Origin of the sequence: Helicobacter pylori (assembly GCF_030323545.1) — a bacterium.
GTDB classification, from domain to species: Bacteria; Campylobacterota; Campylobacteria; order Campylobacterales; family Helicobacteraceae; genus Helicobacter; species Helicobacter pylori_CO.
Genome location: NZ_CP122954.1, coordinates 108,816 through 131,951, shown reverse-complemented (window position 1 = coordinate 131,951; position 23,136 = coordinate 108,816). Strand labels below are relative to the sequence as shown.

At 36.3% G+C, this 23,136-nt stretch carries 21 protein-coding genes and 8 pseudogenes; 16 read left to right on the top strand and 13 right to left on the bottom strand.

The window, feature by feature from the left end:
- Positions 1-16 precede the first annotated feature (16 nt).
- A complete protein-coding gene (locus QAP06_RS00635) occupies positions 17-274 on the bottom strand; it encodes an RNA-binding S4 domain-containing protein (RefSeq protein ID WP_038418138.1) in 258 nt (85 codons plus the stop codon).
- A 101-nt stretch (positions 275-375) separates the two neighbouring features.
- Between QAP06_RS00635 and QAP06_RS00630 the strand changes: the two genes are divergently transcribed.
- On the top strand, positions 376-996 hold the full coding sequence (locus QAP06_RS00630; RefSeq protein WP_286465812.1) for a hypothetical protein: 621 nt from the start codon (positions 376-378) through the stop codon (positions 994-996).
- Positions 997-1,126: 130 nt separating this feature from the next.
- On the opposite strand, the pseudogene QAP06_RS00625 reads toward QAP06_RS00630, so the two are convergent.
- The 7 genes and pseudogenes from QAP06_RS00625 to rsmA all read right to left on the bottom strand — a co-directional run bounded on the left by QAP06_RS00625 (position 1,127) and on the right by rsmA (position 7,639).
- Positions 1,127-1,971 (bottom strand): annotated as a pseudogene (locus QAP06_RS00625) (outer membrane beta-barrel protein).
- Between the two features lie 242 nt (positions 1,972-2,213).
- Positions 2,214-2,411: a hypothetical protein gene (locus QAP06_RS00620; protein WP_286465810.1), complete on the bottom strand. Its 198-nt coding sequence runs from the start codon at positions 2,409-2,411 to the stop codon at positions 2,214-2,216.
- Positions 2,362-2,481: pseudogene (locus tag QAP06_RS07730) on the bottom strand (hypothetical protein); the annotation flags it as partial. The gene QAP06_RS00620 and the pseudogene QAP06_RS07730, both read right to left, overlap by 50 nt.
- A 177-nt stretch (positions 2,482-2,658) precedes the next feature.
- A complete protein-coding gene (gene rlmN, locus QAP06_RS00615; protein WP_286465809.1) occupies positions 2,659-3,732 on the bottom strand; it encodes a dual-specificity RNA methyltransferase RlmN in 1,074 nt (357 codons plus the stop codon).
- Positions 3,729-4,718, bottom strand: a complete 990-nt coding sequence (locus QAP06_RS00610; RefSeq protein ID WP_286465808.1) for a KpsF/GutQ family sugar-phosphate isomerase — start codon at positions 4,716-4,718, stop codon at positions 3,729-3,731. Before QAP06_RS00610 ends, rlmN begins: the two co-directional genes overlap by 4 nt.
- Positions 4,702-6,786 (bottom strand): ribonuclease J, encoded by a 2,085-nt coding sequence (locus QAP06_RS00605; protein WP_286465806.1) that lies wholly within the window; start codon positions 6,784-6,786, stop codon positions 4,702-4,704. Before QAP06_RS00605 ends, QAP06_RS00610 begins: the two co-directional genes overlap by 17 nt.
- Positions 6,787-6,823: 37 nt before the next feature.
- Positions 6,824-7,639 (bottom strand): 16S rRNA (adenine(1518)-N(6)/adenine(1519)-N(6))-dimethyltransferase RsmA, encoded by an 816-nt coding sequence (gene rsmA, locus QAP06_RS00600; protein WP_286465804.1) that lies wholly within the window; start codon positions 7,637-7,639, stop codon positions 6,824-6,826.
- Between the two features lie 253 nt (positions 7,640-7,892).
- Here rsmA and hpnL point away from each other — a divergent pair, with 253 nt between their 5' ends.
- The gene (gene hpnL / locus QAP06_RS00595; RefSeq protein WP_350317268.1) at positions 7,893-8,129 is read left to right on the top strand and encodes a nickel-binding protein HpnL; all 237 of its coding nucleotides are present in this window, start codon (positions 7,893-7,895) and stop codon (positions 8,127-8,129) included.
- Positions 8,130-8,453: 324 nt separating this feature from the next.
- Entirely contained in the window at positions 8,454-8,546 is a 93-nt protein-coding gene (aapA3, locus tag QAP06_RS07810) for a type I toxin-antitoxin system toxin AapA3 (RefSeq protein WP_000681134.1), read from the top strand.
- A 100-nt stretch (positions 8,547-8,646) separates the two neighbouring features.
- On the opposite strand, the pseudogene QAP06_RS00590 reads toward aapA3, so the two are convergent.
- The 3 genes and pseudogenes from QAP06_RS00590 to sppA all read right to left on the bottom strand — a co-directional run.
- Positions 8,647-9,660: pseudogene (locus QAP06_RS00590) on the bottom strand (restriction endonuclease subunit S); the annotation flags it as partial.
- Positions 9,661-9,735: 75 nt separating this feature from the next.
- Positions 9,736-10,617 (bottom strand): formyltetrahydrofolate deformylase, encoded by an 882-nt coding sequence (gene purU / locus QAP06_RS00585; RefSeq protein WP_286465801.1) that lies wholly within the window; start codon positions 10,615-10,617, stop codon positions 9,736-9,738.
- Between the two features lie 2 nt (positions 10,618-10,619).
- On the bottom strand, positions 10,620-11,498 hold the full coding sequence (sppA, locus tag QAP06_RS00580) for a signal peptide peptidase SppA (protein ID WP_286465800.1): 879 nt from the start codon (positions 11,496-11,498) through the stop codon (positions 10,620-10,622).
- A 70-nt stretch (positions 11,499-11,568) separates the two neighbouring features.
- On the opposite strand from sppA, the gene QAP06_RS00575 reads away from it, so the two are divergent.
- The 13 genes and pseudogenes from QAP06_RS00575 to QAP06_RS00515 form a co-directional block, all read left to right on the top strand.
- Complete coding sequence (locus QAP06_RS00575) at positions 11,569-11,817, top strand: hypothetical protein (RefSeq protein ID WP_286465799.1); 249 nt, start codon at positions 11,569-11,571, stop codon at positions 11,815-11,817.
- A gap of 209 nt (positions 11,818-12,026) precedes the next feature.
- Positions 12,027-12,689 (top strand): annotated as a pseudogene (locus tag QAP06_RS00570) (toll/interleukin-1 receptor domain-containing protein).
- An 8-nt stretch (positions 12,690-12,697) separates the two neighbouring features.
- A complete protein-coding gene (locus tag QAP06_RS00565; protein ID WP_286465798.1) occupies positions 12,698-13,117 on the top strand; it encodes a hypothetical protein in 420 nt (139 codons plus the stop codon).
- A gap of 31 nt (positions 13,118-13,148) precedes the next feature.
- Positions 13,149-13,604, top strand: a complete 456-nt coding sequence (locus QAP06_RS00560; RefSeq protein ID WP_286465797.1) for a hypothetical protein — start codon at positions 13,149-13,151, stop codon at positions 13,602-13,604.
- A gap of 194 nt (positions 13,605-13,798) precedes the next feature.
- On the top strand, positions 13,799-14,587 hold the full coding sequence (locus QAP06_RS00555) for an integrase (protein ID WP_286465795.1): 789 nt from the start codon (positions 13,799-13,801) through the stop codon (positions 14,585-14,587).
- A gap of 103 nt (positions 14,588-14,690) precedes the next feature.
- On the top strand, positions 14,691-15,170 hold the full coding sequence (locus QAP06_RS00550) for a hypothetical protein (RefSeq protein ID WP_286465794.1): 480 nt from the start codon (positions 14,691-14,693) through the stop codon (positions 15,168-15,170).
- On the top strand, positions 15,167-15,451 hold the full coding sequence (locus QAP06_RS00545; protein ID WP_000736478.1) for a TrbC/VirB2 family protein: 285 nt from the start codon (positions 15,167-15,169) through the stop codon (positions 15,449-15,451). Before QAP06_RS00550 ends, QAP06_RS00545 begins: the two co-directional genes overlap by 4 nt.
- Before the next feature lie 10 nt (positions 15,452-15,461).
- Positions 15,462-15,725 (top strand): competence protein ComB, encoded by a 264-nt coding sequence (locus tag QAP06_RS00540; RefSeq protein ID WP_286465791.1) that lies wholly within the window; start codon positions 15,462-15,464, stop codon positions 15,723-15,725.
- 10 nt (positions 15,726-15,735) lie between these two features.
- Positions 15,736-15,972 carry a hypothetical protein gene (locus QAP06_RS00535; protein ID WP_001183709.1) on the top strand — a complete coding sequence of 79 codons (237 nt, stop codon included), beginning with the start codon at positions 15,736-15,738 and terminating at the stop codon, positions 15,970-15,972.
- Positions 15,972-18,550 (top strand): annotated as a pseudogene (locus QAP06_RS00530) (VirB4 family type IV secretion/conjugal transfer ATPase). Before QAP06_RS00535 ends, QAP06_RS00530 begins: the two are co-directional and overlap by 1 nt.
- A complete protein-coding gene (locus QAP06_RS00525) occupies positions 18,547-18,687 on the top strand; it encodes a hypothetical protein (RefSeq protein ID WP_000789926.1) in 141 nt (46 codons plus the stop codon). The pseudogene QAP06_RS00530 and the gene QAP06_RS00525 overlap by 4 nt, the downstream one beginning before the upstream one ends.
- Positions 18,680-19,819: pseudogene (locus QAP06_RS00520) on the top strand (VirB8/TrbF family protein). The gene QAP06_RS00525 and the pseudogene QAP06_RS00520 overlap by 8 nt, the downstream one beginning before the upstream one ends.
- Positions 19,816-21,321: pseudogene (locus tag QAP06_RS00515) on the top strand (TrbG/VirB9 family P-type conjugative transfer protein); the annotation flags it as partial. The pseudogenes QAP06_RS00520 and QAP06_RS00515, both read left to right, overlap by 4 nt.
- Positions 21,322-21,401: 80 nt before the next feature.
- Here the strand turns inward: QAP06_RS00515 and QAP06_RS00510 are convergent.
- Both QAP06_RS00510 and tnpA read right to left on the bottom strand, forming a co-directional pair.
- A pseudogene (locus QAP06_RS00510) lies at positions 21,402-22,549 on the bottom strand (RNA-guided endonuclease InsQ/TnpB family protein).
- Positions 22,518-22,985, bottom strand: a complete 468-nt coding sequence (tnpA, locus tag QAP06_RS00505; protein WP_000063685.1) for an IS200/IS605 family transposase — start codon at positions 22,983-22,985, stop codon at positions 22,518-22,520. The pseudogene QAP06_RS00510 and the gene tnpA overlap by 32 nt, the downstream one beginning before the upstream one ends.
- Between the last annotated feature and the right edge of the window lie 151 nt (positions 22,986-23,136).

Below are 23,136 nucleotides of genomic sequence, written 5' to 3'. Positions count from 1 at the left end.
TCCTTGGTCTTTTATCTTATGATTCTTTTGTTTTAGGAGCGATATAAAGGTGCGTGTCTTTTCGCGGCACATTTTTTAAAGTGGGGATTTGTAAGATCGTGTATTCTTCTATCCCTTTTAAATAGTGCAAGCTAATCACATCGCCTATTTTCACTTCTTTACTGGCCTTAGCACAACTCCCATTAAGCCACACCGCCCCTACATTGCACATATCTGTCGCTAAAACGCGCCGCTTCACTAAACCCACTGATTGTAAAAATTTGTCTATTCGCATGCGTTTATTTTACCCTATTCTTTAAGTTTTTATCCATAACTTATAAGGGTTTTAGTTTTAGCATGTTAGCATTCAGCCACCACTCTTTTTAAGGAATTTGTTTGAAGTTTCAAATCGTGAGTTTGTTAGCCGCTCTTTTATTAGCCTCTTGCTTGCCCCCTAAAGGCCATCATTCTGGTTTGGTGAATATGTATATCGCTCACCAAGGCCAAAGCGTGCGCACTTATTGGCGCAAAATAGATAGAGAAGTTGTCGCCAAACACAATGAAACGCTTAAGAAAAACCCTAAAGCAAAGCTCAAAGACCCTAGGGGGCCTTTGTTCATGCTGGGGAGTGAGCGCTTCATGCTTTTATGGAAAAACCGCTACGCTTTAGCCAAAGTTCAATCGTTCAAGCTAGAGCCTGGGTTTTATTACTTGGATTCTTTTAGCGTGGAAACTCAAAAAGGCATCTTGCAGAGCGCTCCTGGCTATTCATACACCAAAAATGGCTATGATTTCAAAAACAACCGCCCTTTTTTCCTAGCCTTTGAAGTCAAACCTGACAGCAAAATCATTCTTCCTAGCGTGGAATTGAGTCTAATTAAAACCCCTAGAGGCTTTTTGGGGGTGTTCTTGTTTGACAATAACGAAAAGGGGGCTAATACCCAATGGATTGAAGGGAGCTTGAATTTAAAGCTTAAAAACGCTTCTTTTAAAGACGCATGGGGGTTGGAACAATAAAGCATGAAGCGATCGCTCGCTTTTCGTAAGCTCTTTATGTATGATTAGATTGTAAAAAACGCTTTAAGCATTTTTTAGATTTTATTACCCCTATTCAATTGGAACAAAGCCATTAATTTTTTAAAAACTTTTAAAAACGATAAACATAATCAGTGTTCCAAGTAACATAGCTTTCAAAAATGCCCCTAGGGATTTTTGCTTGTAAAACCCTAGCACTTTCGCAAGTCTTTAACTTTTTTAAAGAACAACTAGGAGCGTCGCCATGAACGCTCGCGCTCAATTCTAGCGTGTGGCGCTTATCGCCCATTCTTAGCCCTAGTGAGCCATAGCCCTGAAATTGCGCTAATTGTGCTAATACATTACCAAAATCTTTAAGAACCTTGGCTGTTACGCTCTCACCCCCTAACCCAGCCCCTATAAAATAACCGATGAAAAACTTCTCATTTTCATACACATTGTGTAAAAAATCCATAAAAAAGCTGTAAGTTGACATTGTTATCATACCACCATTAAAAAAAGAAACAGGACTTATTGTGTCTATGGGTATCATTCCAAATAAGTATTGTTGGTATTTATCTTTTTCCATGTAATTGCCCGCTTTATAGGAATATTGGAACCCTCCCCTAACGCCAAAACCCATTTTTTAATCTTAACAGGAGCGGCATACTGATACCCCATTTTAAAATTAAAGTCGTTTAAGATTGTGCTGGGATCTTTTCTTTCTAAGAGTCTTCCACCAAAATTGAAGTGAGAGTGAGGTAGTAAAACAAAACTATCCTTATAAGCTAAATTCCATGAAAACATCCCGCTATAGCTAAGACCGGCAAAAAAAGCGCTTTTATCCGCTCTTTGATGTTTAGCCTTAGCTTTTTCTTTCGCTAAAGCTTCTTGAACTTTCTTTCCAACGAGTTCATTAAGCCCGCTCTCATCTATAGCATGGCTAAGATTAAACCCTAGCACAGAATACAGAGCCAAAAATAAAAATTTGGTTTTTAAAAAATGGGGGGGTAACTTGCATACCCTTTCCTTGATTGAAAAATTGTTTTAATATTTTGAATATTGTAAAACATTGAAGCTTAAATCAAAAGTCTTAACAATATTATTGGATAAAAAATTACTTTTTATAGGCATTGATGAGTATTTTTAACATTAATGAATGTTTGTAAAAATAAAAATCAAGCGTGTTGCGGTGGTTGGATTGGATTTAACGGGTTTGATCAGAATGGGTTAGAATGGAATGATTGTATTTTAAAGTCAAAACCAGAGACAACCCTAGTCAAGTTGCCCCTAGCCACACCGATATTACTCGTGATGTCCGTGGCAGCAACCTTCTTCTTGATGATGACTATCGCTAGTGCTGCAACAACCTTCTTCATGATGAGAGCTGTGGTGGTGATGGTGGTGTTCACCGCCATGATAGTGGTGGTGGTGTGTGTGATGGTGATGGTGGTGGTGCCCGCCGTGTTGTTCTTCATGGTGTGCCATGATGACTCCTTTGATTAAAAATTTAAATTCTAGCTCACTAGCTAGAATTTCATTCTACAATATAAAATCTAATCAATTGTTAATGGAAGAAATTTTAACGCTAATTTTTTGAATTATCGCTTGATTCAAACCAACACCCCCCATTAGAAAAAGACAAACGCCACAAAAAAAGAGTTTTTAAATTTGTTGAGAGAGTTTTTTCTCCCTCAATTGCCCGCAAGCCGCTTCAATATCCAAAGCTTTAGACTCTCTAATGGTGCATAATAAGCCTTTAGAGTTTAAAAAATCCGCAAACATTCTAGCGCTCTCTAAGCTGGGGCGCTCAAATTTAGAGCCTTCATGCGGGTTGAATAAAATCAAATTCACTTTGGATTTAATGCCGTTTAAAAGTTTTAAAAGTTTTTTAGCGCAGTCTAGGCTATCGTTTAAATTTTTGATCAAAAGGTATTCAAACATCACTCTTTTGCGCTGCTCTAAAGGCCATTTCCTCACTTCATTCAAAACGCATTCAATATTGTATTTTTTATTCAAGGGCATTAAAGACGAGCGCGTTTTGTCATCTACGGCGTGTAAGGATATGGCTAATTGCACGCCTAAGTTTTTGCCCGCTAAAACAGGGATTTTATCGGCTACGCCGCTAGTGGAAATGGTGATTCTTTTAGGTGAAATTTGCATGCCAGTATGAAAAATCTCAATCGCTTTACACACCTCATCTAAATTGTTCAAAGGCTCGCCCATTCCCATAAAAACAATGTTGAGCGCTTTTTCAAGGGGGAGGTTATTGTCTTCTTTAATGAGTAGGGCTTGCTGGATAATTTCGCTCGCTTTTAAATTCCTTACAAAACCGCCTTTTTGAGTGAAACAAAACGAGCAACCCACTTGACAGCCTATTTGACAAGACACGCATACGGTGTATTTTTCTCCCTCTAAAATAGCGTTCGTCTCTTCGTCAATCTTTTTATCCTTCATTTTCAACAACACCGCTTCAAAAGTATGGTTGTCTCTTAAAGATTTAAAAAGGTATTTTTTAGAGCCATCAACGCTCTCCCTCACATGCGTGATTTCTATCGTGCGCAAAGTAAATTCTCGCTCCAAATAAGCGATAAAATCTTTTGAAAAATTATTTTGCATCTCTTTAAAGCTTGTTTTATACTTCGCATAGAGCCACAAATAAAGCTGTTTAGCCCTAAAGCTTGGTTTTAAAAGCTGGCTCAATTCCTTTAGAGTGAAATCATAAATGCTCGCTTTCATGCTTTAAGCCCTAATTCTAAAAGTTGGTGCAAGTGCAAGACCCCTAAAACCTTATTATGATCATCTACGCACACTAAAATCTGGATCTTATGGCGCTCTAAAAATTCTAACGCTTCTAAAAGAAGAGCGTCTAAATTCTTAAAGCTTTTAGGTTTTAAAGTGGCAAAATGCCTCACTTCGCTCTTTAAACTCACCCCTTTTAATAACGCCCTACGGACATCGCCATCGCTCAAAATCCCCACAAGCTCGTTAGTCTCATTGACTAAAATCGCGCTACCCAAGCGTTTTTCACTCATTTCTATGAGCGCGTCTTTAAAACTTGTATTAGGAGCGATTAGGGGGAGATTCGTGGTTTGCAGTAAGTCTTTAACCTTGACAAAAAGTTTTTTGCCTAAAAGCCCGCCTGGATGAAAGGAGGCAAAATCTTCTTGGCTGAAGTTTTTCGCTCGCATCAAGCATGCCATTAAAACATCGCCTAACGCTAGAGTTAGGGTGGTAGAAGTCGTTGGAGCGGTGTTAATCGGGCAAGCTTCTTTTTTAATTTTCAAGCTCAAATAATAATCGCCGAGTTTAGAGAGCGAACTATTAGGGCTTTTAGTGAAAGTGATGATTTTATGGCTCAAGCGTTTTAAATGGCTCACCAGATTCAACAATTCTAAAGACTCGCCCCCATAGCTAATCATTAAAACCACATCGTTTTTTTCCACCATGCCCAAATCCCCATGCATGGCTTCTGTAGGGTGTAAAAACGCACTTTTGTTACCGGTGCTTAGCATAGAAGCAGCGATTTTTTGCGCCACTAAAGCACTCTTGCCCACGCCCACTATCACAAGCTTACCCCCTTTTTCTTGGCTTTTTAAAATGAGCTTGACAACCGCTTCTAAATCGTTAGGTTTTTGGAATTGCTTAACGCTTTCTAAAAGCGCGCTCGCTTCATCTCTTAAGACTTGCACGGCAATAGCGTTGTAATCAAGTGGCATGGACATGACAAATGATAGCCGGGTATTTTCTAAACTTTTTAAAGAGCGCTTTTCTGATGAAATTACGGGTGTGATCTTCTAATTTTTTAGGGTTATTCAAAATCTCGGCGTTGCTGGATTTTAATAACCCCTCTAAGCCCCCTTGAATTTCTTTAGTCAAATGCTTTTCATCTTTAAAACCCACAAGCCCTAAACTGGAAAATTGAGAGCTTTCTAAAAGCGCTTGTTTGTTTTTATTCACAAAAATCGTAGCGGCAAACACCCCAGCACTAGCGACTTCTTCTCTTTGTTGCACGATGCTTGTATCAATACTCAAATTGCTTTGGTTATCCACATAGCTTTTACCGCTTTTAATGGTGCCCACTTTTTTGATGAACGCAGGGCCAACTTCCACTTGATCGCCATCTTCCATTAAATAGATATTTTTTTCAGGCACCCCGCAAGAAATAGCGGTTTGCTTGTGGCGCGCGACATGGTTGTATTCCCCATGCACGGGTAAGAAAAACTTGGGTTTAATGAGTCTTAACATGAGCTTTTGCTCTTCTTGGGCGGCATGCCCGCTCACATGGATATTGTCAAATTCTTGATAAGCCACTTTAGCTTCTTTTTTGATTAAAAAATTCAATACCGCTGAAACGCTCGCTTCATTGCCAGGAATGGCTTTAGCGGAGATGATGACTAAATCGTTGGGTTTGATAGAAATGTGGCGGTGTTCATCAGTCGCCATGCGATAAAGCGCGCTCATGGTTTCGCCTTGTGAGCCGGTCGTTACGATTAAGACTTCATTGTCCGGGTATTTAGCGACTTCGTTGGCTTCAATAAAAGATTGATAAGGCAAATGGATATAGCCTAATTCTCTGGCGATGTCTAGGTTTTTTTCCATAGAGCGCCCGATCACAGCGATCTTGCGGTTGTATTTAATGCCGTATTGTATGGCTTGATACACCCGGTGGATATTGCTAGAGAATGTGCTCATAATCACCCTCCCTTGCGCTTCTTTAAAAAGGGTATCAAAAGCCGGCGCTATGGTGCTTTCACTCGGTGTAGTCCCGGATTTATGGGAGTTAGTGGAATCGCTTAAAAGAAGCATCACCCCCTTTTCGCCATAGTGTGCCAAACGATACAAATCAGTGGGCAGATTATCCACTGGGGTGTGATCGATTTTAAAATCGCCGGTGTGGATGATCGTTCCGGCTTTAGTTTGGATCGCTAAAGCGCTGCTGTCAATGATAGAATGCGTGATGTGGATCCATTCAATGATAAATTCGCCCACGCTAATGGGGCAACGCTTTTCTACGATTTTAAAATACGAGCGGTATTTTTTCAAACCATGTTCATCAAACTTGCTCCCAATCAGTCCCAAACTTAAAGGCGTGCCATAAAGGGGGAATTGCAACTCTTTAAACAAATAAGGCGTGGCCCCTATGTGATCTTCATGGGCATGGGTGATGATAATGCCAGCGATTTTGTCCTTGATTTGGTGCAAGTAGGAAAAATCCGGGATTAAAATATCCACGCCAAAAAGCCCCTCTTTAGGGAAGCTCATGCCCACATCAATCACGATCGCGCTTTTTGGGGTTTCAATGACCATCATGTTCCCCCCAATCTCGCCCAAGCCCCCTAAAGGCGTGATTTTAACGCTCGCTTTAGAGTTTAAATTCATCTTATAATGCGGGTTTAAATGCTCCACTTGGATCTTGTTATTCGCTTCAACGCCCTTTTTGAGCTCCTTATGAAAGCCTAAAGTCCCTCTCTCATTCACATGCAGAATTTCCGTAACGCCCTCTACTTTATTGTGATCCAATTCTTCTTGGGCGTAATTTCTAGTCTTTTGGGGGGTGTGTTTGGCTTTGTGGTGGTGGTTTGGTTTTTTGTTGGGGTGGCACTCTTTTTTATGGTGTGAAGGCACTTCATGGTTTGAAGACTCGGCGTTTTTTTGCGCGTTTTCTCTAAAACGCTTTTTGCGGTTAGCAAATCGCTCAAACGCTCCGGCTCGCACCTCATGATGAGCTTTTGAATTTTCACTGCTGTTTTCATGGTTTTCATGATTTTCGTAATGGTTGTTATCCGTCATAACGATTATTCCTTTATTTCAATTTTTTAAAAAGGCATTAGCCTTTTAAAAGGTAATTTAAGAGCTTGAGATAATCTTTTATCTCAGACGCCCTCACGCTTGTTGGTTGGCTTTCTAATGCTAGAAAATCTAACACCTTATCAAGCTTTTCTCTATAAGAAACGCTTTTTTTAAGATTGTTTGAAAGCGTCTTCCTAGGAGATGAGAAACAAGCTTTCAAAAAATCTTCTAATGTTTCAAACCCTTTTTGTAGGGCTTCTTCAAAAAATGGTGCTTGGATCAATGAAGCTAACGCCTTTTCTTTCAGCGGCTCTTTGATCACTTCAAACACGCTAGAAAACACCTTTGGAGGCGGGCTAAACGCACTAGGCGGCACATCAAACAAAAGGGTAGCGTTCCCTATTGCTTGAGTTAAAACGCTTAAGGCGTTCTGTGAATCTTTAGCACAAAATTTCAGTGCCACTTCCTTTTGTGTCATCACCAATAAGCCCCTGCATTTAGGGTCTTTGAGTGCGTTTAAAACAAGCCTGGTAGCGATATAATAAGGCAAATTAGAGATCAAAAAATAAGGCTCTTCTTCTTTTAAAAAAAGAGCGTCTTTTTCCACTAATTCTAATCCAAAAGGCTTTTTTTGTGCCTTTAGTTTGGATCGCATTTTCTCGCACAAGCTGCTGTCTATCTCATAAGTCTTTAAAGGATAGCGATCCAACAACTTAAGAGTCAAATCCCCTAGCCCCACGCCGATTTCAATTAATTTGAGTGGGTTTAAGGGGGGCAAAGCATTAACAATTCTGTCTAAAAACGACTCATCCGTTAAAAAATGCTGTCCTAAAGACTTTTTAGCTACCACCATAAGAAGCGCTTCTAAAACTCCTCGTATTATACCTTAAAAAGGGGATTTGTCTTTCCTTTTTAATGCAACTTCTTTATTATAGCTTTTTTCATTCAAAGATGTTGGTAGTTTTGACAATAGAAGCGCTTAAATGGGTGCTCGTATTAAAAATTAGTATTAAAATCTTTTTCGTTAATAATTGGTTAGATTTTGCATTATAAAATGAAATTCTAGCTAGTGAGCTAGAATTTAAATTTCAATTAAAGGAGTCATCATGGCACACCATGAACAACAACACCAAGCACAACAACAGCAACAACAACAGGCTAACAGCCAACACCACCACCATCACCATGCACACCACCACCATTACTATGGCGGCGAACACCACCACCATAACGCGCAACAACACGCTGAACAACAAGCAGAGCAACAAGCTCAACAACAGCAACAACAACAAGCACACCAACAACAACAAAAAAAAGCACAACAACAAAACCAACAATATTGATTGGGGCGTTTGTGGGGGCGGCCTTATGGCTACTCCTAGCTTTTAACCCTTTCTTTTAATCCAGTAAATCTATCCATTTAAGCTAACCCTTTTAACCCCATTAGATTTTAAACTTTTAAAATCTCTCTTTTTGATGCTTGACAAATGGCTCTGTTTCTATCCAATAAAGATAAGCTTTATTAATTGAGTGGTCATAATGGGGCGTGAAACTTTGCCATGCGTATTTGGTGCGATCTAGGGGTGTTTTAAGGGGGTTTATTGTAGGATTTCATCACGCCCCATAGTTGCGATATGGGGCAAATCCTATGTCAAAAGGAGCATGCCATGAAACACAAAAGTGGCAAACGCTCTTGGAAAACATTATACTTTGAGTTTGCTTTTTTGGGGCTTAAAGTGATCGTTTCTGTGAAACGCTGATTTTTTCAAGAGCGTTCCCCTAAGTTTAAAAGCTTAGGGGTTTCCTTTATAAGCGGGTTTGTCCTTGACTTTTGGGGCGTTGGTCATTTTGTTATAAAACTTATTTTTTTAAAACCCTGATTTTAGCGCTCATTAAATCGTGGTTTAAAGCTTTTTTGATGTTGTCAAATTGGCGTTTTTTGTTTTTAAGGCTTGTGATCTCATTATCCAAACCGCTTAAAATGTTAGCGATAGCGATTTGTTCGTTTAGAGGGGGTAAAAGGATTTCAAAATCTTCAATGGCTTTTTTGGATAAATTCAATTGCGAACTACCTTGACCTTGCATTTTGAAATATTTTTGATTTGCATTAATATACAATCTTAAAAATAAAATGTTGATGCAATCATTCCTTATTCTAAGTCTTCCCATGCGTTGATTTAACACATAATCATTACTAGGAATAACTGCACAAAGTCCTAAAAAATCCCCATGAGCAACATCGCTTAAAACCATGACTATATCACCTTGTTTTAATGAATTATCATAAAAATTAACTCGTTTCATTGTATTTTTTAAATTGCCATCAATATCAACACTATTTAAGCTTATTAGTTTAAAATCTCCATTTTCTACTATTAGGGTTTCATAAGCTCCTCCGTTGCCAAATTCACATATATCCCCAAGTCTCACTCGTTGCCAAGCTTGATTGAAGCCTTTCAAGCGTTTTCTTTGGCTCAATAGTTCAAAGCTTAAAGCTTTTTTAACGCTCTCTTTTTTAAGAATGAGGGCGTCTAAATTATAAAGATAACGATCCACATCGCTTAAAATGTTAGCGATAGCGATTTGTTCGTTTAGAGGGGGTAGGGGGATTTCACATAGTGCAACTTTTGGAATTGTTAATTGTGGAATAGTAGTTTGCTCGGTGTTAAATTTTACTTTTGAATTGATATATTCCGTATAAAACCTACAATCAATATTACTAATTTTTGGCTGTAAGACTAAAAGTCTACCGATAGGGACATAAGGATAGTCTCTAAAAAAAGCAACACCTATTGTTCCTCTAGATGTTATTGTTATGCTCTTATTTTTAATAATAAAAAAAGATGAATATCCATATAAACCTTTTTTTTCAATCGCATTTGAATAAGGGCAGCATTAATGCGTCCATGCGTTCTACCAAATAATCCTAAAGCATGCTAATAAAAGCATTCAAAACACCACCGTTTTGTTTTCATGCACAAACACCCGATCTTCTAAAACCAGTTTTAAAGCCCTAGCTAAAACCAGTTTTTCTATATCCTTACCCGCTAGGCGCATTTTTTCCACGCTGTAATTGTGGTTAATGGGCAGAGTGTCTTGTATAATAATTGGCCCAGCATCAAGGCTTTCATTCACAAAATGCGCCGTGGCCCCGATGACTTTCACTCCCCTTTCAAACGCTTGCTGGTAAGGGTTAGCCCCGATGAATGCGGGCAAGAAACTATGATGGATATTGAGAATCTGGTTTTCATAGCGCTTCGTAAAATCATAGCTTAAAATGCGCATGTATTTGGCTAAAACGAGCAAGTCTGCACTCACTTTGTGTTTTAATTCCAGGCTTTTAATGATTGCTAAAACTTCTTTTTCATGCAAAACTTGATCAACGCAAGGCGCGTAAAAATAAGGGATGTCAAATTTTTCCACTAAAGGGCGTAAAATCTCGTGGTTGGAAATAACGCCTAAAATTTGAGCGTTTAATTCCCCTCCATACACCCTTAAAAGCAAATCCCCTAAGCAATGACTCTCTTTAGTAGCGAGCAGGATGATGTTTTTTTTATGCGTTAAAATGACTTCAATCAATAGCTCGCTAAAGTTTTCTAAGGCTTTAAAAAGAGCGGTTTTTAAGGATCGCTCTTCTTGCTCTTTAATTTCAACATTCAAGGGCTTGATTTCTTTTTGGATTTTTAGCCGCATGAAAAAGCGCTGTTTTAAGGGATCAACAAATTCATCATTTTTGACGATGTTATAGCCCTTGTTAGCGATCGTGGTGCTTATTGCACTCACCAAACCTTTAGAGTCTCTAGCTTGAATTTTTAAAATAAATTCTAACATCTTTATCTCATTAATAATTGATAGCCAAACGCTTGCGTGATGATATTTGTGGCTGATTGCGTGGCTTTTTCAATGAAGCGCTCCATAGGGCTTTTTTCCAGCCAATAAGCTTTTTTAACCTTACTCAATTCCATTAAACGATTTTGGGCTTGCTTAATCGTGCTGATTTTATCAATGAGTTTTAATTTTAGAGCCTTTTGAGCGCTAAAGACCTTCCCTTCAGCAAAATCCTTATAATCCTTAGCGTCTAATTTCCTGGCTTTTGCGACATCATTCACAAACATTTGGTATTGCTCATTGACTAAATTTTGCAAAAAATCTTTTTCGTTGGGTTTCCATGCTCTAGTAAAAGTGCCTATTTCTTTATATTCGCCCGCATGCACGCCTTGAGTGGCTACGCCGACTTTATTGAGCAAATTTTCCACATTCGCGCCCGAAAAAATCACCCCAATGGATCCTATCAAACTCGCTTTAGAGGCATAAACTTCGCTCGCTTGCATGCCCGCATAATAACTCCCGCTCGCCATAACCCCCCTAGCATACGCTAAAACGGGCATTTTTTGCTTCAAATCAGCGATTTTTTCGCTCAATTCCACGCTCGCTGACACCGCCCCACCAGGAGAATCAATCAAAAGTAAAATGCCCTTAATGCTAGGGGTTTTTAAGATTTTATCCACTTCTTTGTCAAAATCCTCCGTGCTAAAAATCGCCCCATTTAAATAGAGTTTAGCGAGATTGGGCGGGGCGCTTGGTGCGCTTTCTTTAGCGCTAAAAAAGACTAATACAATGAGTAACAGCACAAACGATTTGAAATACTTCGTGATAAAATCTAAAGGCGCGATGATTAAAGCCTTAAAGATTTTTTGAATGAAACTCCACATGCGGTTTTCCTAGACTTAAAAATTTGACCATAAGAGTGTATTATACTTCAAATGTTTTAAGGATTAAATCATGGCGTGTAAATTTTGCCCTAAGATTAGAAAAACAGATTGGATTTTTATTTTAATCGCTGCTTTAGGCTTTTATGCAGTCAATAAACTAGGGTATGCGCCAAAATTCAATACACCCACTTCAAAGCTTTCGCACTCTATTGAAAAGCCTGACAATATGACCGAAGAAGAAAGGAAAAGGCGTTTTATAGAGTTGCAAAAAGAATGCTTACTCCATAAAGACAAAAAGGCATGCGAAGAGGTTTTTTAGATTGTTTTTGTTGTTTTTGCGCTTTTAGGGTCATGCTACTTGTAAGTTTTTCGCTTTTTTGTTTGCAAAAAGGCTTTTTTTAGCGGTGGTTTTTAGCTATTCTAACAACCCCAAACACCCCAAAATTCAAGCACTCTTAAGCTAAGTCTAAGTCTACTATAATCAAAGGATTTTAAAGGGAACTTAAATTGTATTTATAAAGGTTTAGAATGAGTGAAAACATTAAAAAAACATAAAAGCTTTTAAGGTTGATTTAGATAGCAGTGAAAATCAAATTATGTTAAAACCCATTGCACGCTCTTTTAACAACCAAGCCCATCAAATTAATGAAGCGGCTGAAAAGATTCACGAACTCATTAAAAACGCCCCATATTCTAACGACAACATCGTTTTAAAACGCAATGAAATCAAAGAAGCCTTTTTTAGCCCGTTCAAACCGCAACTAAAAAACGCTCAAGTGTTCCTATCGCATTCGCATGCGGATAAAAATAAGGCTTTAAAGGTTAAAAACTATCTGGAGAGCGAAACAAATCACAGAGTGTTTGTAGATTCGCTTTTTTGGGATTATAAAGACGGTGTCTTAAACGAATTGGCAGAATACGATGATATAAGTAAGATTAAGGACGCTTTCACGCTCATTCTCAGAGAATCTCTAGAAGACATGATCAAAAAATGCCCTTATTTCGTGTTCCTAGAAAGCAACAACAGCGTTTCTCTTAATCAAGGGCTATCACAAACCACTCATTCAGCACGGCAAGAGTCGCTTAACTATAATGATGGAGAGCTTTCAAGCTAGTCATGATATATCGCCATTTTTAGAACATCTAGAAACTATAACCCTTAGCGAACTATCACACATAATCAATCCATAGGAACAAGCATGCTTTTTAAAACTTATCAAAAATTACTGGGTGCGAGCTGTTTGGCGCTGTATTTAGTGGGCTGTGGGGGTGGCGGTGGCGGTGAATCGCCGGTTGAAATGACTGCAAATAGCGAAGGTGCGTTTCAAATCAGCTCCAAAGTAGATAGCGTTACTATTCAAGGCGTGAAGCTTAATAGAGGTAATTGTGTTGTCAGATTTAAAGGAGGAGCAATGTCTATAGAGGATCTCAAAAATGAGGAATCCTTTATGGAAATGCTTGACATGCCAGTGGGAGAAACTGAAAATAGAATTTCTCAATTAAAGCAAAAAGGTGTGATGATGGAACCTCAAACCCTTAAATTTGGGGAAAAAATAGAGGGTATTTCTCAAGGGTGCGATATTATAGAAGCAGAAATACAGACCAACAAAGGCTCCTAGACTTTCAACTTTAACAGATAATCAGGCAAATATGGACAATAGCACCCCAAAAGACAGAGCAAAAATCCTTATAGAAGAGCTTAAAATTTTGCAGGGCGTTATCAACAAAATGGCGCAAAATTCTTTGGAGTGCAAAAAATGGACTCTCGCGCTCGCTGTGGGTGTTTTATCCCTCAAAATAGAGGCGATCTCTCATCTTTATGGGCTGTGTGTTTTGGGGGTGTTGTTAATATGCTTTTATCTTTTGGACGCTTATTATCTCACGCAAGAAAGGTTGCTTAGGAAACAATACCAATGGCTGATAGAAAACAGACTCAAAACCGATGAGAGGTTGTTTGAAGTCTTTCCTGCTCATCAAACTTGCCGGTGTGCACTACACTTATGCGCCATGCTTTCGTTTAGCCTTTTCCCTTATTGGGCGTTAGGTCTTTGCTTGGTGGGCTATGGTTTTGCTTTTAATTCTGTTTTAATGAAGTGTTGGCTATAAAATAACTTGACTTCAATCAAACGATAACTTTTAGAGCGTTTTAGGATTTAGAGTATCGCAAAATAACCTCCTATTTCCTTATGAGTTTCACTATAAAATAAAACTTAAAACTCTAAAAATAAGGCTTTAAACATCAATACTTACTAGAATGTTAGTTTTTTTCTCTAAGTCTCATAGAAAGGGACTTGGAAAACATGGCAAAAACTTTAAAACCAAATTTAGATAAAGATGAGTTAAACACACTCTATAGGGCAAATCTTGCTTATACTAAAAATACGCACGAACATTTTTTTAAAACTAAAAAAGATTTAGACTACAAAATATTTAATCCTAGCATTATGCATGAACAAAGCTTTATCAGTTTTGTGGGCGGACAAGGGGCTAAACGATTACTAGATATGCTCTACAAACTCGCATTTAATGCTAAGTCTAATAAGATTGCTCTAGATAGACATTACGCCAAAATGTTTTTGCAAGTTGTAGCAAGAACTCTAAGAAAGAATGTCAATATATTAGAAGAGCAAGGTTTTATTGAAGTCATTAAAGGAAAACAAAGATACTTGTATGTGTATCTTAAAGATTACAGAGAATTAGAGGGCTATAACTACGTAGAAGCTAATCAAAAGAACAATATCCCATCGCCTTTTTTCTTACAGATTATGCGTTTCTTAGAAAAGTTTGCTAAAGAAATTAAGAGAGTAACAATCAACAAAAAAGAATGTATTATGCACATTCCTAGCCAAGAGTTTATGCAAAAAACTAATAATGTCGTTTTAAAATTCACGCCTATTTCTAATCCTAACACCACTTACACTTTAATTTACAAAGACTTAACCAACAAAGACATTCCAAGCAATTTGTGTTTCTATCAAACAGCTATTGTGAAGAAAAATCTCTTAAAAGCATTAAAAGACATAGAGTGTGTGGGCGAACCCATTAATAGCTCACCCAAAGCTTCAAACTACTTTCAAGAGAGTGCTTAAGAATGACGCCATATGAAATTTTAGATTTTTGCTTTATTGGAAAGACACTTTGCAAATTGACTTTTCGCAAATAGATATGAAAACACAAAACAAAAGGAAGACAATGATTGAACTAATCCTAGACAAGAAGTCCATACAAATTGATGAAGAATTTCTAGATATTAAAAAGCATTTAGAAAAGTTTTACTCAAACAAAGAACAAGAGACAATCGCTCAAACTTTAGAGAATGAAACAGAAATTTCTTGTAGCTATTTGTGGGACAAAGACTTCTTGTTGTTAGAGCAACTTTTAGAAAATAATTTAGGTCATTTTACCTTTGAGAGCGAGTTTGCCCTACTAAAAGACAAAGAGCCTTTGAATTTAGCTCAAATCAAACAAATCGGTGTTTTAAAGGTTATTACCTATGAAATGACACAAGCCTTAAAAAATCAAATCATTCATTTAGCACAAGTTGTCAATGAAGAAAATTTAGAAAAAGATGAAGAACTTGTTGTCTACCACCTAGATTTCACGCTCACGCAACAATCTTACAAAATATTAGCCAAGTTCTGTGTGATTAAAAAAGAAAGAAATATCGCATGAAAAAATTAAGTCATTTTAGAAAGCTCATCGCCTTTTTAGGTTTTTCACCACTTTTACTACAAGCGGATATGACTACCTTTTTTAATAGTATTGAACAACAACTCACTAGCCCCACCGCTAAGGGTATTTTGATGGTCATTTTTTTAGGGCTTGCTATTTTTATATGGAAAAATTTAGACAGATGGAAAGAAATCTTAATGACAGTCCTTGCTATTGCCATAGGCGCTGCAATCTTTTTTAAAGCCCCAGCCTTAGCTAATTGGTTTATGAGTATTTTTTAAAGGAAAATGAATGAAATTAGTCGGCATTTCAGTTTCTAATCTCAAAGAAATCAGTTCTAAAGAAAAGTTTCTTTGGCTCAATGCTAAGAGCTTTTTAATCGCAGGATTTATTCCTTTTGTAATGATACCTTGGCTAGATTTTTTAAATTCTTTAATGCTGTATGTGTGCTTTTTATTGGTTTTTAGCATAGCGGAGTTCTTTGATGAAGATATAAGCGACATTTTAATCGCCCATTCTAAGATTAAAACCAAAACTAATTCATTTTATGCTTAAAGGAAAGGATATGCAACAAGAAATCGTAGTAGAAGAACCTAATAAAATAACTATTGCTTACAACTTAGAGCAAACTATCTCTAAATTGAAAGAGAGTGTGGATTTATTAGAGAAAAACGAGCAATATAATGATGCTTATGCCCTTGTTTGTGGTATCAAAAGCATTGTAGATGAATTTCATAAAGATGTAACTTTGCATGTAAGCAATAATTCTAAGCCCCCTAAAAGAAAAAGAAAGTCTTCTTAATGTTTGAAAACGCTCTTAAATATTGTAAAGAAAAAGCCATAGACCTTTTAACAGGTTTTGTTCCAAAAACCTATTCTATGACAGAGGAATGCAATATTTTAGGTTTGTATGATGATACTTTCATCATCACTAAACAAGAAAATTTAGTCGCTATTATGTCTTTACAAGGACTAAGTTATTCAAACTTAATGCAAAAAGATTTGGAGGGCTATTTTGATACAAGGCAAAATGTTTTAAACACCATTAGTAAAGACATTCAATTAAGGATTGTCGCTAAAAGGCGTAAAGAATTTATCAACCAAAGCCCAAATATTGATAACCCATACGCAAAAGCCATTATCACGCAATTTGAGAGCAAGGAAATCTACAAAACAGAGTATTTTTTAGTGTTTGAGAGCATTACTTCTAATGTCAAATCTTTCTTTGAGAAAAAGAAATTAGAAATGACTACTTCAATCAATGAAGAATTAGAAGAAAGCTCTAAAGAGAATAAACAAGAGAATGGAAATAGCTCCAATGAGACCCATTCAAATACAAGCTCTAAAAAAGACAAGAAAAACAAGTTCAAAAAAAAGACAACCTTTAGTGCCACAAGTAAAAGAGCCTTACTCATTCAAACCATAGAAAGAGTGAAAAACGCATTAAGGGAGTTTAAACCCACTCTTTTAGATTCTAAAGAAGTGTTGAATTTTTATGCAGAATATATCAATGGCAAATACATCGCCTTTAATCCTAAATTAAAGCGACTAAGCGATAGCTATATCGCTAGTAATATCCATTTTAAAAAAGATTATTTCATCATTGAATTTCAAAATCAAAGCACTTTTTGTGCGTGTGTGGGGATTAAAAACTATGAGAGTGAAGAAATTTCTTCACTCCCCATTTCCACCCTTTTACACACTCAAATTGAATTAGATTTAATCTTTCATATCCGCTCTTTAGGGCAATTTGAAAGCTTGAATTTTTTAAAAACCAAGAAAAAGCTCACGCTTTCTAAAATCGTTAAAAATGATATTGATGATTATATAGAATTGGTGCAAGCCAATCGTTTGAGTATGCAAGAGTGTGCCTTAAACTTAGTTTTAAGAGCTAAAAGTAAAGCAAAACTAGATAAGTCTTTAAGAGAGATTTTATCTTTACTCAATAACGCTGGACTAGGCAGTGTTACAGAAACCATAGGGCTAAAACCCTCTTATTTTTCTTTTTTTCCTAATAACGCCAATATCAATCCTAGAATGAGAAATCAAACTTCCCAAGTGATTGCCTCTTTAATCTTGTTTGAGAAAAATAATACAGGTTTTAGGGCAAATTCATGGGGGGATATGCCCTTATCTGTATTTAAGAACCTAGACCATAGCCCTTATTTGTTTAACTTCCACAACCAAGAAGTCAAACATAAAGGCGTGTTAGCCCATAATGTGGCACGAGTGGTATAGGACATACCATGATTATTGGTGCAACAGGAGCTGGTAAAACCACGCTCATTAGCTATTTGATGATGAGCACTTTAAAATACCCTAACATTGACATTCTAGCTCTTGATAGATTAAATGGCTTGTATTCTTTTACCAAGTATTTTGATGGGATTTATAATGAAGGCGAAAGCTTTCATATTAATCCTTTTTCATTAGAAGATAGCGCAAGTAACAGAGCCTTTTTATTGCATTTTTATGCCCAAATGGCAAAAGTAGATAGCTATGACAAACATAATGATAAGATAGAAGATAGAACAGCCCTTTTAAACGCTATTGATACCATGTATAGAAATTATAACGATGAAGTCAAACAAGCCAAATTTAGCAACCAAGAATTACCCCTTCCTTTTGATTTAAAAGAGTTTGTCAATGCCATTGTTAAAACCAATACAGACATTTTAGATAGTAGTTTTGAAGACTATTTAAAATCTTCCTTATTTTCTAGCCGAATGGATAGTCTAGATTTTAAGACTCGTATTAGCACCATAAATACCGATAGTATTTTACACAATGATGATGACGCTGGGCTTTTAGCTTATTATGTGTTTCATAAGATGATTGATAGAGCTTTGAAAATCAATCGTGGGTTTTTATGTTTTATTGATGAGTTTAAATCTTACGCTCAAAATGAAATGATGAATAAAAAAATCAATGAAATCATTACTCAAGCTAGAAAGGCTAATGGGGTGATTGTTCTAGCCTTACAAGACATTAACCAACTAAGCGAAGTGAGAAACGCTCAAAGCTTTATAAAAAATATGGGGCAATTGATTTTGTATCCCCAAAGAAATATTGATACCAAAGATTTAAACGATAAATTTGGCATTAGACTAAGCGATACAGAAAAACATTTTTTAGAAAACACCGCCGTTAATGAATACAAAGTCTTACTCAAAAACATGAATGATGGCTCATCTAACATTATAGATGTGAGCCTAAGTTCTTTGGGTAATTACCTACAAATCTTTAGCTCTAATTCTAGCATGGTAGAACACATTGATAATCTCATTAAGCATTACCCTAAAACTTGGCGAGAAGTCTTTGTGAGTAACAAACACGAAAATTTTGATGACAAAAAACACTTAGAAAAGGTGCTTAAATGAAAAACATCATGCGTTTAGTTTTTGTGATAGTGGCTATGTTTCTATGTGCATGCTCAGAGAAATTCATAGAAATGAAAAAATCCCCTTGTGCGTTAAAGGACTTAAACAACTCTTTTTTAAGGGGGACACATGTCTAATTTGCAAGAACTTAGAGAGCATTTAAAAGAATTAGAAAATTCCTTTGAAATAGGCTCTTTTACTAAAGAAAATATTAAAGAATACGCTAAATGCTTTTTTATGAGTTTAAGCATGTTTTTAGAAGAACAAGAAAAAAACCAACAAGAAGAGTTTTTAGAACAAGATACCAAAGAAAATCAAGAAGAGCTCATTAAAAGCATTCAAACAAGCATTGCTAAAAACCAAGAGTTAGAAAAAATCTCTTTTGAAAAATGAAAGAATAAAATTCAAGAAAGGGTGTTGCCTGAGTTAGAACGCATTGTTACACACAAGCTTAAAGACAATGTCATGCCACAATTAAACTCCCAGCTAGAGAGTTTTAAAAAAGATGAGTTAGATTTATCTAGCGTGTTTGAAATCCAAAGAAAGAACACTCAAATAGCGTATAGATTAGCTATAGGGGGGCTTATAGGTATCATTGCTTTAAGTATAGCCATTTTTATTATGATGCCCTTAAAAGAAAACACGCCTTATTTTATAGACTTTGCTAATAGCGATAAGCATTTTGCTGTGGTGCAAAGAGCGGATACCAAAGTAGATTATGGCGAGGCGTTTTTACGCAGTCTAGTCGGCTCTTATATTATGAGTAGAGAAACTATCAATCATATTGATGACAAAATCCGCTTGAATGAAACCATAAGAGAGCAAAGCTCTGATGAAGTGTGGAAAAATTTAGAACAATTAGTATCAGGAAAGGGCAGTATCTATTCTAATTCCAATATGGATAGAGAAATTAAAATCATCAATATTTCTATCTATAAGCAAGGCAAACAGCAAAATATAGCTGTAGCAGATATTGTGGCTAAAGTCTTTGATAAAGGCTATTTAATCTCTGAAAAACGCTACAGAGTGTCTTTAATCTATCACTTCAAACCCCTTATTCAATTTGATTATAGCTCTATGCCTAAAAAACCTACAGGCTTTATCGTAGATAAGTATTCATTAAGTGAAATCGCAAGCATTAAAGCCCTAGATAAGACTTATAAAAAAGTAGAAAGACCGCATTCTAAAATTGAATACAAAAACAATCAAAATAAAGAAAATACGCAAAGCCCTATGCCAAATAGCATGAATAATAAGGGACAAAAATGATTAGAGCGTTTAAGGGTATAAACCTTACTCTATTTTTCTTAACTCCCTTATTAGCAGAAAATAGCATTCAAAATTATAATGAGCCTATGGATTATTCACAAAATCCTACAATACAACCCTTTAATAACGCACCTACAAATAACTATAACCAGCCACAAGAAACACAACCTAGCACTAACTACAACACACAGCCTAATTCTATGCAAACACCTATGCCAAATCAAAACCCTTATTCACAACCCACTACACCTATACAAAATAACCAACCAAATAACACACAAACTCAAACAATGCTAAATAACGCCAAGCAATTCACTAATAACGCTCTTAATAACACCAAGCAAACTATCACTAACGCCACTAATTATGTTAATGATAAACTCACCCCAAAACCTAATGATGCGCCTATTAGTGCGTTTAGTGCTAATAGCCCTTATGCAAATAAAGAAAACTCCAAACAAACTCAAAAGAGCGATGAAGTTTTAAGCGATGATAATAGCGATGAATATAATTCTTTAAAACCTATGACAAACTTCAATGCCATCCAAGCCAATTTTTTTGCTAAAAATCGCTCTATCAAAGATAACGCCCACTTTATCCACTACACCATAGGCGATACTTTCAATATTCGCCTAAGATATGCTATGACAACCACTTTTATTTTTGATGAGCCAATCGCACAAGTGGTTCTAGGTGATGATATAGGCTTTTCTACTAAAATGCTTGGCGAAGATAAAGAGCATTTAATTTCTAATATCTTACTCATTAAGCCCTTGCAAATTGGCGTAGATAGCAATTTAACTATCATTGGAAAAAGCGGTAAGGTCTATAGCTTTTATATGTTTTCAACCACATATACTAGCTCTAAAAACCCAGCCTTAATGGTGTATATTTCTTCTAAAGAGTATTTTAAAAATTTCACTACCACTAAGAAAGAAATCAACAAAGAAAATAAACCCACTCATAACACCCCAAACAAAGACATTAAAACAAGCCATAATGTCCCTAAAAAGATAACTAAAAAATCACCAAATATTAAAGAGCAAAACCCACTTATAAAATCTAAAAACCCTACTACCACTAAAATAGCGTTAGCAAATGCTCCCATTTCTTTAAATCGTTTCAAATCCCCTAGCTATCCACCTAGTAACGCTTTAGCTAATTCTAGAAAGGCTTCAGAAAATTTTAAAGTGATTAGCAATCAAACTAAAACTTTCAAAGAGCATAGACACAGCCAAGATGAAATGAAATATGTGGATTACTCCGCCAAAATCAAAGATGATGGCAAATTCATTAAAATTGGGGACAATGTCAATCACATCTATATCAACAAGAAAAAAATGGAATATGGCTATGTCATTATAGACAAGAAAAAACGCAAATGGTATTGCTTATGGATGTGTAAAAAGGTTGTCAAATCCAAATACAAAGATGATTTACCCACTCAAATCTTTAATGATGAGCAATTTACCTATTTTAAATTTAACCGCTCTAATGCTAGAATCGACATACTCCACATAGCTAAAGCTAGGGGATTCTAGCTAAAGCATGAGAAAAATTGGGATCAAGCAAACTCAGCCTACTAGGTAGGTCTTACAAATTCTACCCCAAGGATTGATGCCCCAACCCTATGAATATTGATAGACGCATTTAAATCCCTGTCTAGTTCCAATCCACAATATTTGCAGTGGTATTCTCTTTCTTTATCTGTTTTGCCTAATTTTTTAATGTCTTTATTAAAGTTTTCATCAACAGATAAGCAATTAGAACAAGTCTTAGAGCTAGGATAGAATCTATCAATCTTAACGACATGAGCCTTGTTTTCAAGGATTTTCACAAACTCGCTAAAGCTATATCGCTCACTTTCCTACCTCGAAGTTTTTGCATAGCTTTCATGTTCAAGTCTTCAATGAAAATGCTTTGGTATTTTCTGCTTAACTTCAAAGCCAATTTATAAAAGAAATCGGTTCTTAAGTGTTTGATTTTTTGGTGCAGTTGGGCTAGTTTCTTTTTAGCTTTTTTAAAGTTATTAGAACCCTTAACTTTCTTGCTAAGGTTTTTACTAAGTCGTTTAATTAAAGGCAAGTATTTAGAGAAAAATAAAGGCGATTCTATCTTAGTGTTGTCAGATCCGGTTAAAAAAGTCCTTAACCCAAAGTCAAAGCCCACGCTTTTATCGCATGCGGTTTGCTTGTTAGGGTTATTTTCTAATTCACAGACTAGACACAAGAAATAATCGCCCATATTATCTCTTTTAATGGTTAGAGTTTTTACTTGCCCTATCAAAGCATAAGTTTTAATAAACTTGTAGCTATAACCATTAAAAGAAACAACATTGTCTTTTATCTCAAAACCCACTCCCTTATTCAACCCTGTCTTTTTATCAACTTGGCTTTTAAAAGTGAAAGATTTGTAGTTGGCTACTTTTTTAAATCGTGGCAATTTGGCTTGTTTCTTAAAGAATTTTTTAAACGCCTTATCTATCCTTTCAGTTAAATCTTGCAAGGTTTGTGAGCCTAGTGTTTTTAAAAAAGCATAACGATGGGTCTTTTTCAATTTGGTGGTGTGTTTTTGCAAATCGTTAAGCTTTAAATACTTTTTGAAAAGTCTATAATAGCGTTTGTGCAAGGCAATGCAATGATTATAAAACACGCCATAACGCCTTAATAGTGTGTCTATACGCCTATTCTTATCGTTCTTATAGAGCTTTTGTTTGTAGGTTATCAACATAACTTTTCCATTTTTCTTTTTGCTTAGGGCGGTTGCTGTTTTGTTGGTTTTCAATGTATTGTTTGACAACATTCAAAGGCGCACCCCCCACTGTTGAAATGAAACAGGAATTGGTCCATAAAGTAGGTAGTTTTGTTTTTAAGTGGTTAAATTCTTGTCTTAATATCCTACTGCTACGACCTTTAGCGGTTTTAATGAACTTCATCACTCCAAAGCTTGGATCAATGTCAGCTAAAATGTGGATATGGTCTTTATCGGTTTGCATCTCTATAATCTCTACTCTTAATTCTTTAGCCACTTCTTGAATGATTTCTTTCAATCTCATTTCTACAGCTCCCACTAAGACCTTACGCCTGTATTTAGGACACCACACGATATGGTATTTGCAAGAATAGACAACATTATGATTGCTTTTGTATAAAACAGCGTTACTCATATTTGTAGTATATATAAAAAAAATAACTAATACAAGATATTCATAACATTACCCTTATTTTTGTGCATGATATTGACTCTAATACCCCTATTCCATATTGGCACGCCTAAAGGCGTTTCGCCTTGTATCCCCATAGCTAAAAGCTAGGGGC

Excerpts from the sequence above, each read along its gene's own strand:
- QAP06_RS00635 (WP_038418138.1), bottom strand. The coding sequence starts at position 274 with ATGCGAATAGACAAATTTTTACAATCAGTGGGTTTAGTGAAGCGGCGC.
- QAP06_RS00620 (WP_286465810.1), bottom strand. The coding sequence starts at position 2,411 with ATGGCGGTGAACACCACCATCACCACCACAGCTCTCATCATGAAGAAG.
- rlmN (WP_286465809.1), bottom strand. The coding sequence starts at position 3,732 with ATGAAAGCGAGCATTTATGATTTCACTCTAAAGGAATTGAGCCAGCTT.
- QAP06_RS00610 (WP_286465808.1), bottom strand. The coding sequence starts at position 4,718 with ATGTCCATGCCACTTGATTACAACGCTATTGCCGTGCAAGTCTTAAGA.
- QAP06_RS00605 (WP_286465806.1), bottom strand. The coding sequence starts at position 6,786 with ATGACGGATAACAACCATTACGAAAATCATGAAAACCATGAAAACAGC.
- rsmA (WP_286465804.1), bottom strand. The coding sequence starts at position 7,639 with ATGGTGGTAGCTAAAAAGTCTTTAGGACAGCATTTTTTAACGGATGAG.
- hpnL (WP_350317268.1), top strand. The coding sequence starts at position 7,893 with ATGGCACACCATGAACAACAACACCAAGCACAACAACAGCAACAACAA.
- aapA3 (WP_000681134.1), top strand. The coding sequence starts at position 8,454 with ATGAAACACAAAAGTGGCAAACGCTCTTGGAAAACATTATACTTTGAG.
- purU (WP_286465801.1), bottom strand. The coding sequence starts at position 10,617 with ATGTTAGAATTTATTTTAAAAATTCAAGCTAGAGACTCTAAAGGTTTG.
- sppA (WP_286465800.1), bottom strand. The coding sequence starts at position 11,498 with ATGTGGAGTTTCATTCAAAAAATCTTTAAGGCTTTAATCATCGCGCCT.
- QAP06_RS00575 (WP_286465799.1), top strand. The coding sequence starts at position 11,569 with ATGGCGTGTAAATTTTGCCCTAAGATTAGAAAAACAGATTGGATTTTT.
- QAP06_RS00565 (WP_286465798.1), top strand. The coding sequence starts at position 12,698 with ATGCTTTTTAAAACTTATCAAAAATTACTGGGTGCGAGCTGTTTGGCG.
- QAP06_RS00560 (WP_286465797.1), top strand. The coding sequence starts at position 13,149 with ATGGACAATAGCACCCCAAAAGACAGAGCAAAAATCCTTATAGAAGAG.
- QAP06_RS00555 (WP_286465795.1), top strand. The coding sequence starts at position 13,799 with ATGGCAAAAACTTTAAAACCAAATTTAGATAAAGATGAGTTAAACACA.
- QAP06_RS00550 (WP_286465794.1), top strand. The coding sequence starts at position 14,691 with ATGATTGAACTAATCCTAGACAAGAAGTCCATACAAATTGATGAAGAA.
- QAP06_RS00545 (WP_000736478.1), top strand. The coding sequence starts at position 15,167 with ATGAAAAAATTAAGTCATTTTAGAAAGCTCATCGCCTTTTTAGGTTTT.
- QAP06_RS00540 (WP_286465791.1), top strand. The coding sequence starts at position 15,462 with ATGAAATTAGTCGGCATTTCAGTTTCTAATCTCAAAGAAATCAGTTCT.
- QAP06_RS00535 (WP_001183709.1), top strand. The coding sequence starts at position 15,736 with ATGCAACAAGAAATCGTAGTAGAAGAACCTAATAAAATAACTATTGCT.
- QAP06_RS00525 (WP_000789926.1), top strand. The coding sequence starts at position 18,547 with ATGAAAAACATCATGCGTTTAGTTTTTGTGATAGTGGCTATGTTTCTA.
- tnpA (WP_000063685.1), bottom strand. The coding sequence starts at position 22,985 with ATGAGTAACGCTGTTTTATACAAAAGCAATCATAATGTTGTCTATTCT.